This is a genomic window from Streptomyces sp. NPDC054765, from assembly GCF_053612065.1.
In genome coordinates this window covers 1-12,320 of sequence record NZ_JBSHBP010000001.1, presented here as the reverse complement: position 1 = coordinate 12,320, position 12,320 = coordinate 1, and the positions used below count along the sequence as shown (strand labels likewise).

The following is a 12,320-nucleotide window of genomic DNA, read 5'->3' as shown; positions in this document are numbered from 1 at the left end:
CTGGCTGTCCCGGGCCGTCCCGGGGCGACCCCTGTCCACAAAGGACCACAGATGAACCACCCTGTCGGAACCGAGATAGAAGCCACCGCCCAATGGCTGGAAGGACGCGGAGCCTCCGGCGCAGCGACAGTCCTGCGGCGCGTCGCCCGCCAGCGCGACCAGGCACGCGAGGAACTGGCCGCCGAACGCATCCGCCCGGCCGCAGCCCCCGAACAGCCCTGCGCCGTCCGCCCGCAACAAAGCGCGGGCGCCCAACCCTCCTCACCGCTCGACCCCTGGGCCGCCCGCGTCATTGCGATGCTGCGCACCGACCTGGCCCGCTTCCAGGCGCTGGCCGAGCGTGCGGGATGGATGCCCGACGCCGGACCACGGCGGCTGTGGCGATGGCGTGAAGGCTGGTGGGAGCTGGGCTACCGCAAGAAGAACACGAAGGACGGTTACCACGACACCGGCTGGTACCTATGGGGCCCGGACGGCAGCTTCGGCGAGTGGATCGCCGCACACAAAGCCGAGGCAATGACCGAAGCCGACCGGCTCATCACCAAACACCTCACCGCCGTGGCGGAGGTGAAGCAGTGAGCCGTCAGCTCGAACTGATCACCACCCAGGACGCGCACGGTCCCGACCCGGTGCCCGACCTGGCTTCAGCCGACCGCATCGTGGTCCTCCACATCGACCTGGGCCTCACCCCCCGCGGGCACTCGGTGGAGTGGCCCGGAACGCTCGACCTCGCCCGGCGGCAGGCCGAACACTACGGCCTTCCCTTCGAGGTGCGCAGCCCCGCGAGGTGGCCGTCGCTGCTGCACCGCATCAAAGCCCGAGGGCAGTTCCCCAACCTCTTCAACCGGTTCTGCACCGCTGAGAAGCGGGGCGTTACAAGGAAGTTCATCACCGAGCAGGTCGCAGACCTCGGCATCACCGGACGCCCTGCGCGGATCGTCCTCGTCATGGGCCTGCGAGCAGAAGAATCCCGGGCACGCGCGGGCAAGCCCGCCGTCGAGATCGACCAGCGCGCGAGCAGCGGACGCCGCACGGTGACCCTGTGGTACCCGGTGCTGCGCTGGAGCACCGCGGAGGTGTGGGAGCGCATCCGCGAAAGCGGCCTGCCCTACCACTGGGCGTACGACGCCGGCATGTCCCGCCTGTCGTGCAGCCTGTGCGTGCTGGCCTCCATCCCCGATCTGACCTGCGCGGCCAGTCTGCGCCCTGAACTGGCCCAGGAATACGCCGATCTGGAGGCGGAGATGGGCGCGCCCTTCCGCCGTGACCTGCCCATGGCCGAGGTCATCCGGCGAACCGGAGGCGCGTCATGACGGCACTGCTCCAGAGTGCCCCGGTCACCCTGCCCACGGTCCAGGGGCACGGGGATTGGCAGCCGCGCGTCATCGGTCTGGACCTCTCCTTGACCTCCACGGGCGTGGCAGGCGCGAACTGGGCGAAGACCCTGCGACCGGGCAGGCGCCGCAGCCATGAGCGGATGAACTGGCTGTGCGAGCACATCCGCGTCGGCGTCGAGGAAGTCGACCTGGTGGTGGTCGAAGGGGCGGCCTACGCCCAGGGCGGTCAGGCCGGTCACCACGAACTGGCCGGGCTGTGGTGGCTGGTGACCCAGAATCTGTGGCGCCACCGCATCCCGTACGCCGTGGCGAACCCGCACCATCGCACGATCTACGCCACCGGCCGCGCCAACCCGGCCCAAGACTGGCCGCGCAAGGAGCGGTCCAGGGTGGCCAAGGGGATGGTGCGCAGCGTCGCCGTGGAGCGGTACGGCGTGGAGTGCGAGGGGCCTGGCCGCTACGACCAGGCGGACGCCACGGTGCTGGCGGCAATGGGACTGGACTGGCTCGGCTACCCCACGGTGCCAGTGCCGGACACCCACCGCCGGGCCCTGGAGGCGGTGCGGTGGCCGGACCTCATCCCAGCCGCAGCCAATTAGGCCGGACGAATCCAATAAACCCATTCAGGGAGCGGATCCTCGCGAATGAGAAGACGCCACGAGCGGCCTGTGTTCCATTCCGGCTGTGGAGGCATGCCATTAAGACATGTGCAGCAAATCGCTGCGGTTGCTGCGCAGGCGCCACGTGCGAGTTGCGTGATTGGTGCCACGTAGCGAGTGGTGAAGACCCTGCGCCCCCGGCTCGCAGTCGGGGGTGCAGCCATGGGGGAGCGATTCCGGGGCGGCAGGGCGCCTCTCCGCCCGCGAATTTCGAATTAAATCCTCTGAATTAATTGGAATTCAAAATGGGTAAACCTTGAATTCGCGGTGTTTGCTATTAAGATATAGGTTATAAGTCCGGAAATGCCGGACGGAACGGAGGAGGAAATGAAGCCCTGCCCGTGTGAGTGCAACAAGCCCGGCGGCTTCTGCGGCGGCGGCGGACACGCCGGATGCGGCGGACGCCGCCGACGCTGACCACCAGCAAGCACCAGGTTCACACCCGCGCCCCCGGCCCACCGCCGGGGGCGCACCCATACGCGCAAGAGTCTCTTGGAGATCATCACCATGACCTACGGCCGAGGAGTGAAACTCCTCTCCGATCAACTCGGCGTCGATCCAGATCACGTCGCCCGCGCCCTGCGCATCGCCGCCCGCACGAACGTCGCGGTACAAGCCGTCTGCTACGGCGATATGACCACCGAGCAGTTCCGGCGCCTGATCGTCACCAACCGGCACACCGTCGCCATCGTCGGCAACCTCGCCATGCGCTTCGCAGGCCGCATCGAGGACGCCCACCTGCTCATGAACATCTACAAGGCCAGCGTAGGCGCCACTCTCCACCACCCCGTGATCCGCCCAGGCGACGGCACCCTGCCTCAATTCCACGACCACGCCCACGTGCAACACGCCATTCGTATCCTTCAGGCCGCCGACCTGCCGCCCATTCACACCGACGGCACGCACGAACTCAACGCTGGCTTTGGGGTCATGCCCCCCTGCGAAGACGAACTACCCGGCTGGGTCTTCATCCAGCCCGACCCCGACGCCGAGCACCGGCGCGGCTTCGCCGGCGGTCGACTCGGCTACCTCGCCGTCATGCGCTGGGCCGGATGGGGCGTCATCACCGAAGACGTGTACGGGGGCCGGTGGGCTGCCTGCCACCCCGACTACCGGGACAACCCCTTCCCCTCCTGACCACCCCGTTCCCGGCCCGCCACCGGCGGGCCGGGAACGGCCGACTCTGAAAGGCCACCCACCGTGAAGTTCCCGGTAGACGACACCACGTTGACCAGCTGGGCCGCCCTCCTCGGTCTCAGTGAAGAGCAGACCGCCGACGTCCTCTGCGAGATCGAGAAGACCCTCCGCAGCAGGTACGACCGTGCTCCCGCACTGCACCACCTCACCTTCGAAGAGGTAGCCGCAAGCACGGACACTGACGATCTCGCTCTGATGTTCCTGACCTCCGGCCTGCGGATCACCGGACACCACGAAGCCGCCTGCGCCGTCGAGGTGCGCATCATCCTCGGCCACCACCAGGCCATGAGCCACCCCGGCTGATCCAGCACCCACAGCACCACTCCGCCGCCCCGGCTGCGCACCGCGCACCGGGGCGGCCCCATGCGCGCAGAAAGGAAGCCTGTGTCCGACGACGCCCCGTACCTGCCACGCACGACCGCACCCGCCACCGCACGGCCGGCCCCGTCCTGGGCGAAGAAGAAGCCGCCCAAATCGAAGGCCACCAACCGCCCCAAGGTCACCGCTCGGAAGTACCTCGCACCCCGCGACCCGCACGAGCACGCCCGCAAGATCGCCGAGAACGTCATCGAAGCCTGGTACCAGTCCTTCGGCGGCAGCAGCATCGACATCCCCCTGGGCACCGTCGCCGCTCTCGCGCTCCTGCGCAATCCACCCGGCCTGGCTGACCGGATACTCAACCTCCAGCCGCACGAACTCCCGCAGTTCTTCAAGGAGATCTACCTCGGCCACTGGATCAATCGGCCCGACCTGATCGACCGCGCCATACGCCTGCACGACTGGGCCTGGAACCCCGACCCCGACCCCCAGCAGCTCCGCGCCGTCCACGCCGTCACCCACCGGGCCATCAACACGGGCCTGTTGGACCTCACCGGCCACGACGACCCCTACATGCGCTCCGAGTCCGACGTCCTCAGCCCCCTGCTGACCGGCCTGCGGCACAAGAGCGACAAGAAGTGGCGCGGCGAATACCACACGCCGGCGTATGTCTCAGACCTGATGGCCCGAATGCTCGTGGACAAGGACTACGGCGGACCAACCAAGTCCATTCACGAACCCGCCGTCGGCTCCGGCGGCATGCTCCGCTCCGTCGCCCAGTGCCTGCGCGACCTCCAGCTCGACCCACACGACTACACCTGGTACGGCAACGACATCGACTCCCTCGCCGCCGCCTGCGCCGCCGTCAACGCCATCATCTGGGACCTCGGCCCCAAGTGCTCCATCGGCTGCGCCGACTCCCTCGCCCCCGAGGACGACTACGCCAAGACCCTCGCCGAAGCCCGGGACGCCTTCAAACAGCGCGACACCGCCCTGGACGCGGCCACCACCATCACCGCCACCCGCAATGCCAAGCGCCTGCTCGACCAGATCAGCACCCCCAAAGAGAAAGCCCCCGCATGACCGAAGAACAACCCCTCATCCCTCGCGCACAAACCCCCACCCGACGCGCTGGCCGCTCCCAAAAGCCTTCGCACAAGCACGGGACCGAAGCCTCCGGCCGGACCGAAGAGCACCGCCTCGAACAGCCCCTGAGCCAGATCGCATCCCACCTGGAACCGCCCTGGTTCAAAGAGGACACCGACACCCCAGAGCGCACCACCCACTACACCCACCCCGAAGGCCACCGCATCGGGCTGCGCCTCCAACCCAGCACCACCATCATCCAGACCTGGATCACCGCAGGCCCCGACCTGCCGCAGCTCCCCGCCGGCACCGCCGAGGAGAAAGCCGACGCCCAGGCCGCAAACGACGCCCGCCTCCAGCCCGGCCGCTCCTGGCACGCCACCGTCACCACCCGCCACCCCCAGTACACCCGCGGGCTTCTCGACGCAGTCGTGCGCCACCAGCTGATCCCCGCACTCACGAACAAGCCCAAGCGCGTGCCCACCACCACGGTCCGGCCCGAGCCCCAGCCCGAGACCGAACCCGAAAAGACAACCGCTCCAGCCAACCCACGCCGCGCCACCACGAAGAAGAAGGGAACCGAGAAATGACCACACCCAACAAGACGATCAACGTCACCAGCCTGGGCAACCTCGCCCAGATCCTGCCGTACCTCCTCGACCACTACCCCGACGACAGCATCGCCTTCCACGCCCCCGGCCCCAACTTCCACGACGGGCCGACCATGACATGCCCCCTGCCCAAGGACACCGCCGAGTGGCAGGCCGAAGCCAAGACCGCCGCCCGCCGATTCGTGGCCTACGCCCACACCCACGGGCACAACCCCGACCAGGGCATCATCATCTACCTGTGCCGCGAACCGCGCCCCGGCCAGAGCCCCGCGGAAACCGCCGCAACCCTCGCCCCCCTCGCTACCTGGCTCACCGACGAGCTCATAGAGCATCGGGCCGACGTCCTCCAAACCATCGGACTCGTCGCGAACCGGTGGTGGGCGTACGAGTGCAACATCGACGGGTGCTGCGAGGGCGAACCACTCCCGTCCCCCGACGACCCGACCAGCGTCGTCGCACAGATGACCCGCCTCGGCCGCACGCCGGGCCCCCGCACCCGCGACATCATCAAACAATTCCAGGCCACGGCCGACCCCGACTTCCTCAAGGACCTCCACGCCGCCGCCTCCCGCTTCAACGCGCAGTGCGCAACCAACGCCGGACGCGACGCGACACTCACGATGACCTGCGACCAGATCGACGACGCCATGAGCCAGTTCCGCGCGGGCGCGACCGCCCTCGACCGAGACCTGACCACACAACTCATCGTCGGTCTGCAAGACGACGGAGCCGTGGAGGCCGGCATGACCCACGCCGAGGACGACGACCTCCCCCACGCCCGACGCCTCTGGGCGTACCTCGCCCGGCACTGCGCCGAACCGTTCACGCACGAAGCCGTCCCCATCCTGACGCTGTTCGCCTTCGTCGCCTGGCGCCAAGGCGACCTCATCGCAGCCCGACTCGCCCTGCGCGACGCCATCACCACCGACCCCGACTACGACCTGGCCACCGGAATACACCTCGGCACGATCGACGGCGAAGACCCCCGAGAACTCCTCGCCGCCGCCCACGAAGGCCGAGCCGAGCGCATAGCGCACCTCCAGCAGGGCGACCGAGTCGCCAGCGAGTACCGCCCCACCGACACCAACGCCGCGCGCTACCGCGAAACCCTCGACGCAGCCACCGCCAACCACCTCGTCCAGATCCTCACCGACGACGGACAACTCCTCGCCCGCCACGGCACCATCGACATCATCGGCGGAGCTCTAACCGACTTCCGCGACGGCCGACCTCAGCTCATGGACGAGGTCGCCGCCCGCATCATCCTCGGCCTGCAAGACCGCCAGACCCGGGACGCCGCACTGTCCACCGGCGCGGAGAACGACCTCACCTACGAACGGCAGCTCTGGGGCTACCTCGCCCGACACTGCGTGCCGCCGCACACCGACAAAGCCCCGCCGCTCCTCACCCTCCTCGCCTGGGTCGTCTGGCGTCAGGGCGACACCGTCACAGCAAGCCACGCCCTCACGGACGCCCTCGACATCGACCCTGGCTACGGGCTCGCCGAGTTGCTGCTCACCGGCATCCGCACCAAGTGCGATCCGGCCCCGATCCTCGCGATGTTCCGCGAGGAAGCCGCGCGATTCCACGCGAGCCGAGCGGATCTTGACACCCCCTGACCATCACGGTGGCCCCGGCAGCCCGCCGGGGCCACCCCGCTCCGGAGAACCACCCCATGCCCATCACCCCTGACGAAGCCCGCGGCGCCGTCGCCCGACACACCGCCTACCTACCGCAGTTCTGGGACAAGACCCAGGACAGCCGCCCGGTCTGGCACATCGACTGGGGCCACCCCGGATTCAGCCAGAGCACCCCACCCGAACCCACCGCCGATCACCAGCCCACCGTCCTCGGGCGCCGATGGGACCGCCCCGCCCCCGACGACTCCGGCGAGACGTGGCCGTACGTCCATCGCGGCGCCTGCCTCGGCTGCACCTGGGAAGGCCCAGACCGACGCCGCACGGACCAAGCCGTCGAAGACGCCCACGGCCACACCCACCCCAGCTGGCGAGACCTGCCCGCACTCCCCGAATGCCGAGGCCGGCACTGGCTTACCCACGCCACCCGCATCTACCCCGAGAACTGGTTCGACAACGGCGGCCCGATACGAACCATCCGTACGGGGATCGAGAAACGGCACCTACCCGGAGCCGCGCCAGGAGGCGGCTACGGCCTCGCCGTACAGCCTCCGAAGACAGAGCACCAAACGGCGATCACCGAGACGCTGCCTCTGGACTACGACCTGAGCGAGGCAGCGTGAGACCGGTTCCGAAGGGAGCAACGACGAGCTACTGAGCTTGAATTCGTGATGTCGGTGCAGCGACCGGTGGTGCTGGTTTGCTCTGACGGACAAGGTGACGAGCGTACGGAGGGATCTCGGGGGCAGGTACACGGTTGCCCTCAGACTGCGGGCGTAGGCGGCCGCGTCGTCGACGACCGTGGGCGGTCCGTCGCGATGGCCGTTCTCGCGGGCGGGCGTCTGGCGGTCGGCAGGTGTGTCGATCGAAACACCTGCGAACCTTCGCCGACCCTCATGTGTCACGGGCCTGAACTGCCGATCAGCCCGTCTGCCTGCACGGCCCAGCCCCGGCAGCTCGTCCTCGGCTACGCTCCGCCGCTCGGGATCGCCCTCGACCCCCTTGGTGGCACCGGCACCACTGTGGCGGCCACCAAGGCCCTCGGGCGGGTCTGCGTCAGTGCCGATCTCACCAGTAGAGCGTCGTGGTCATGCCAAAGCCGACAGCACTATGAAGGCGATGACGAGCATCACCGCAAGTACCACGCACAGCTCGACCACATCGCTTGCCCCCATCCGACGTTGCTGCCCTGGTGCGGAAGGCTCAGACCTGATCGAAACTTGCCGAGTTCGGGCTGGCATCGGCCCCTGCTCCTCCGCGTGCTGCTCCACGGCGGCTACCTGGGTCTGAGCCAGCATCGGTGCCGCCCACCAGCGATTCCGGGTCAGCGCGATACTGTGCCCGGCGTTACGGGCTCGCTGCTGCGGCACTGGGCGGCCCTTCGCGACTAGTTCCCCACGGACATGCCGGAACAGGGCGCCCATCTCCAGTGGGTCCGGCGCATCGGGTACCCCATCGGTCATGGCCTTCAGCAGTTCGCCCGAGAAGGCCGTGAACTCCTCACCCTCCGGGGACCAGGCCAGCTTGGTCTCGGATGACGCGGTCATCACGTACGTACCCTCTACGCCGGCGCGTTCCGCCACTTCGACCGATGGGCCCATGTGGCCCTCCAGTGCACGTCCGCTGTAGCAGCAGTCCAGTACGACCACACGGCTGGGGGCCGTGCACGTGTCGACCAGTTCATGGCGGAGCAGGTGGTAGGGGACGGTCCGGTAGAGCCGCTCGTGGTTGGACTCTGGCAGAGCGAGCAGCAGGTCGGTGTCGGGAGACAGTAGTCCGTGGCCTGCGAAGTACACCACGAGGGCGTCCGCCGCCTCAGCCGCCGCCTCGTGCACGGCGTCCAGCACGGTGTCGGCGGACGGCGGGTTATGCAGCACCACACAGTGCTGTGGGGGCAGACCCCACAGGCGGGGGTCCTTTAACAAGGCTGCGAGCTGTCGGACGTTGTTACCCACCGCAGGCAGGTCCGCCAGGTGACGGTAGCGGTCCACCCCGATCAGGACCGCACGAGACCTCGTGGGATCGGGAAGATCCATTAGTCGTTCTCCGACTGCAGGAGTTCCACGATCCGGCGTATCGATTCCTCCGAACCGTCCTTCACCGTGACCGATACCTCGCCGACCGTGATCGTGATAGCCCCTGCCGTGGCGCGTCCTTGGCGCCAAGTGGCATAAGCCATCGCGAGGTTGGCTACCGCGATGCCCTGGCCGACGACCAGCTCAATAACCTCGACGGCCCCCATGAAGCCGCCGGTTCGCCGGGGTGACAGAAGCCGCACCTCGGCATGCCGCCGCAGCTCGCCGTCCTGCCGGAACCAGCCGTACAGGTCGAAAAGCGTCGTACCACTATCGTCCGTTTCGATGCTGACCTGAACCCGCATGACACCCCCCGTCGCGTCTCTCGTGACCCACCCACGATAGAGACATACGATCAGTGCCGCGCGGCAAACGGGCTGGTTCTATCCAAGAGTTCGAGTCGCTCGTCATCGTCGAGGTGTTCTCCTGCGGGCGGCACTTATCCGTGCTATTGACCTTGAACTCGTGATGCCGGTCAGCCGTCAATGACCAGGCCAGTTCCGGCGAGGCAGCCGTCGACCAGGTCAGGGCGGTACTGGATCTGCTTGAGCCTGCACTTCACGGCCCTGGTAATCTGGCTCAGGTCGGCTGCGGCAAGGTTGCCGATGTCGCGCTTGACCACCGACCAGATGCCTTCCTGCGGGTTCAGGTCTGGTGCGTACGAGGGCAGCTGGAAGACGGTGAGCCAGTCGGCGTTCGCGGCGATGAACTCCCGCAACGGGGCCGTCAGGTGGATACGGACGTTGTCCCAGACCAGCACGATCGGGCCGCCGAGCTGGGCGCGGGCCCGGACGAGCAGGTCACGGAAGTCACGCCAACCGAAGCCCTTCGGCTGGTCCTTGCGCCCGTTGTACTCGCGGACCGCATAGAACATCCGGGATCGTTCACCCGGTTTGTAGCAGGTCATACCCGCCATCGACACCCGTCCCGAGCCCCTGCCCCGCACCCGTACCACCGGCGTCCGGCCCACACGGCCCCAGGTTCTGGCGCGCGGCGGCGTCATCGACTGCCCAGCCTCGTCCTCGAAGACGATCCAGCCGTCGCACGCCGCCGCGGTGGTCTTACCCGCGGCCAGACCTCCTTCTTCCACAGCTCCACGGCCCCGTCGTCGCGCTCGATCGCCCGCCGCGCGGGCTGCTGCCACGACCAGCCGTGCCGTTTCAGCAGCTGCCAGGTGCCCTCCACGGTGTAGGAGACGCGGAAGAGCCGGCCGATCAGCGTCTTGATCCGCGCCAGCGTCCACCGCTGGTCCGCCCAGCCGTGAGACAGCGGGCCACGCTCCAGCTCCCGCTCAAGCCGGGCAATCTGAGACTCACCAAGCCGTGGACGCCCAGGTGAACCCTTCGACAGGACGCCACTCTCGCCCCGCTCGCGCCACTGCCGACGCCACCGCTCCACCGACCGCTCGCTCACCCGCAACGCGGCAGCGACGTCCTTGTTCCTCTCCCCGTACTTGAAGGCTTCCACGGCCTGAAGCCGGATCCGCTCCCGCGCGGCCCTGCCGGTGTCGGTCAACCCGCCGCCCTGTGCGTATCTCACGCACACAGAGCTACCAGGCCGACCGGCCGTCGTCAGGTGAACTGACCCGACATCACCCAATCAAGTTCAGTAGCCTGTAGCCACGCGGCTGGCCTGCGAAAACGGCCAACGGCTCAACTCCCGGGCCAAGGGAGCGAGGGGCCGATCCTCCCCAAAGCATCTGCGGTGCTCACCGAAACGCGACTGGCTGGTTGACCTCCGCAGACCTCGCAGCTGGCTCTGCACGACCTGTTCCCAGACCCTCAGTTGGGAACGTGATGGGAACAGAAGGACGGAGAAAGCCCAGGAAGGATCGCGAAAGACTCTGCTCCAGTCTCTCCACATCAGGCCGTTGACCTGCAAAAACAGGGAAGCGTGAAGCCGGACAAGGAAAGACGAGTAAGCCTATGATCATGCTCCTAAAGCGGGTGTCGCAGGTTCGAATCCTGCCGGGGGCACCACAAAGCTGCAGGTCAGCACACTGAAGGCCTTCCAGGGAACCTGTTTGGAAGGCCTTCAGGCATGCAATGGGAACGCCCTGGAAACTTTGAAGTGGGGATTGCTCACATCTCGGACATTTTTGCGCTTTCGGGGCCGCTCATCGGCCACTTCGGGGTCCCCGTAGTACTCGCTGCGAAAACAACCGATATCGCTGACCACCAGGGATGCGGCCCGGATCACTGATCAGTCTTTGTGGCTGGTGCTCTCGCGGTGCTTGCGTAGCTCTCGGTACAGCGTGGAGCGGCTGACGCAGAGTTCGGCGGCGACCTGCTCGGGGATCGCGCCGTCCTTGATCCGCTGGGCGGCCCCGGCCCGGTCGGTGGCGTTCAGCTTCGCCGGGCGTCCGGTCGGCAGTCCCCGGGCCTCCTTGGCGGCGCAGCAACTGCTTCATCGGCTGCGTCGACTCCCGCGCCAGCCGAGAAGACGAACTGATCAGCCTCGCCGCTGGAGGCGACCTCGTCGGCGTCAGCCGCTCCGCCGTCAGCAACTGGGCCAAGCGCCATGCGGAATCCGCGCGAGAGTACGGGTCGACTTCCGGGACGCTCACGCCCTGCGTAGTGAGCGCGGCCAGCAACTGCTCGGGCATGTCGAGGTCCGCGAACGCCTCGACCGCGGGCAGCGCGGGAGTGATCGTTTCCGGCAGGGCGAACTCGCCCTGGACCGCTGCGGCCGCCGGCCGTGGCCGTGGCCGCCAGAGCGGCTCGGACCCCCTGAACGGCTCGGGGCGGGCGAGCCGAAGCGGCCGCCCCGTCCCGAACGGGCGCCGGAGCCGAAAGCGGGGGGGGTAAGGGGCTGCGGGCGGCGTTGTCCCACAGGTGGCATCACTGCGGGAAATGCCCGCAGCTGGGCCCCGCACCCCGAGGGATGCGGGACCCAGCTACAAAGTGCGCGTCAGCGTCAGGCGAGAACGATGTTCTCGGCCGTCGGGCCCTTCTGACCGGCGCGATGTCGAAGGCGACCTTCTGCCCTTCGAGCAGCTCACGGAAGCCCTGGGCGGCGATGTTCGAGAAGTGGGCGAACACGTCAGGGCCGCCGCCGTCCTGGGCGATGAAGCCGAAGCCCTCTCCGCGTTGAGCCACTTCACAGATCCCGTAGCCATGTCTCATGCCTTCCAGTAGATGAACGCCTCCCACGACAGAGGTGATCGCCCCTGGTTCCGGCGGCACAGCACAGCAGAATGCCCACGCCGAAGACGTGGGCGAAGGGGAACTTCCGAACCATGACAGCTGACGCAGACGCTAAACGTCCGCACAACCTGTCACCACAGGAAGCGACCCATGCGCCACTGAGCTTGTTCCGCTTTGACGGACACCATTGGTGTGGTGGTCAGGCTGCGAGTGCGGTCTCATATTCGGCGGGACTGCGGTAGCCGAGGCTGCTG

Annotated in this window: 13 protein-coding genes and 2 pseudogenes; 9 read left to right on the top strand and 6 right to left on the bottom strand. The window is 67.8% G+C overall.

Annotation, left to right across the window (positions count from 1 at the left end; all coding sequences use genetic code 11):
* Nucleotides 1-51 precede the first annotated feature (51 nt).
* From ACWGJY_RS00075 to ACWGJY_RS00035, 9 genes are all read left to right on the top strand, one after another.
* Nucleotides 52-579, top strand: a complete 528-nt coding sequence (locus tag ACWGJY_RS00075) for a hypothetical protein (protein WP_453258504.1) — start codon at nucleotides 52-54, stop codon at nucleotides 577-579.
* Complete coding sequence (locus ACWGJY_RS00070; protein ID WP_453258503.1) at nucleotides 576-1,313, top strand: phosphoadenosine phosphosulfate reductase domain-containing protein; 738 nt, start codon at nucleotides 576-578, stop codon at nucleotides 1,311-1,313. The genes ACWGJY_RS00075 and ACWGJY_RS00070 overlap by 4 nt, the downstream gene beginning before the upstream one ends.
* Nucleotides 1,310-1,936, top strand: a complete 627-nt coding sequence (locus ACWGJY_RS00065) for a hypothetical protein (protein WP_453258502.1) — start codon at nucleotides 1,310-1,312, stop codon at nucleotides 1,934-1,936. Before ACWGJY_RS00070 ends, ACWGJY_RS00065 begins: the two co-directional genes overlap by 4 nt.
* Before the next feature lie 552 nt (nucleotides 1,937-2,488).
* A complete protein-coding gene (locus ACWGJY_RS00060; protein WP_453258501.1) occupies nucleotides 2,489-3,133 on the top strand; it encodes a hypothetical protein in 645 nt (214 codons plus the stop codon).
* A gap of 63 nt (nucleotides 3,134-3,196) precedes the next feature.
* Entirely contained in the window at nucleotides 3,197-3,496 is a 300-nt protein-coding gene (locus tag ACWGJY_RS00055; RefSeq protein WP_453258500.1) for a hypothetical protein, read from the top strand.
* An 81-nt stretch (nucleotides 3,497-3,577) separates the two neighbouring features.
* A complete protein-coding gene (locus ACWGJY_RS00050) occupies nucleotides 3,578-4,594 on the top strand; it encodes an N-6 DNA methylase (RefSeq protein ID WP_453258499.1) in 1,017 nt (338 codons plus the stop codon).
* A complete protein-coding gene (locus ACWGJY_RS00045) occupies nucleotides 4,591-5,187 on the top strand; it encodes a hypothetical protein (RefSeq protein ID WP_453258498.1) in 597 nt (198 codons plus the stop codon). Before ACWGJY_RS00050 ends, ACWGJY_RS00045 begins: the two co-directional genes overlap by 4 nt.
* Nucleotides 5,184-6,827 (top strand): DUF4192 family protein, encoded by a 1,644-nt coding sequence (locus tag ACWGJY_RS00040; RefSeq protein WP_453258497.1) that lies wholly within the window; start codon nucleotides 5,184-5,186, stop codon nucleotides 6,825-6,827. The genes ACWGJY_RS00045 and ACWGJY_RS00040 overlap by 4 nt, the downstream gene beginning before the upstream one ends.
* 56 nt (nucleotides 6,828-6,883) lie before the next feature.
* Nucleotides 6,884-7,468, top strand: a complete 585-nt coding sequence (locus tag ACWGJY_RS00035) for a DUF6349 family protein (RefSeq protein ID WP_453258496.1) — start codon at nucleotides 6,884-6,886, stop codon at nucleotides 7,466-7,468.
* 465 nt (nucleotides 7,469-7,933) lie between these two features.
* On the opposite strand, the gene ACWGJY_RS00030 is transcribed toward ACWGJY_RS00035, so the two are convergent.
* The 6 genes and pseudogenes from ACWGJY_RS00030 to ACWGJY_RS00005 form a co-directional block, all read right to left on the bottom strand.
* Complete coding sequence (locus ACWGJY_RS00030) at nucleotides 7,934-8,881, bottom strand: caspase family protein (protein ID WP_453258495.1); 948 nt, start codon at nucleotides 8,879-8,881, stop codon at nucleotides 7,934-7,936.
* Entirely contained in the window at nucleotides 8,881-9,225 is a 345-nt protein-coding gene (locus ACWGJY_RS00025; protein WP_453258494.1) for an effector-associated constant component EACC1, read from the bottom strand. Before ACWGJY_RS00025 ends, ACWGJY_RS00030 begins: the two co-directional genes overlap by 1 nt.
* Nucleotides 9,226-9,395: 170 nt before the next feature.
* Nucleotides 9,396-10,459 (bottom strand): IS630 family transposase gene (locus ACWGJY_RS00020; protein ID WP_453258493.1). Its coding sequence is split into 2 segments (ribosomal slippage): nucleotides 9,396-10,012 and nucleotides 10,012-10,459, totalling 1,065 coding nucleotides; the frame shifts between segments, so codons are not numbered across the junction.
* 663 nt (nucleotides 10,460-11,122) lie between these two features.
* On the bottom strand, nucleotides 11,123-11,293 hold the full coding sequence (locus ACWGJY_RS00015) for a helix-turn-helix domain-containing protein (protein WP_453258770.1): 171 nt from the start codon (nucleotides 11,291-11,293) through the stop codon (nucleotides 11,123-11,125).
* Between the two features lie 181 nt (nucleotides 11,294-11,474).
* Nucleotides 11,475-11,761: pseudogene (locus tag ACWGJY_RS00010) on the bottom strand (hypothetical protein); the annotation flags it as partial.
* Nucleotides 11,762-11,836: 75 nt separating this feature from the next.
* Nucleotides 11,837-12,038: pseudogene (locus ACWGJY_RS00005) on the bottom strand (cold-shock protein).
* Between the last annotated feature and the right edge of the window lie 282 nt (nucleotides 12,039-12,320).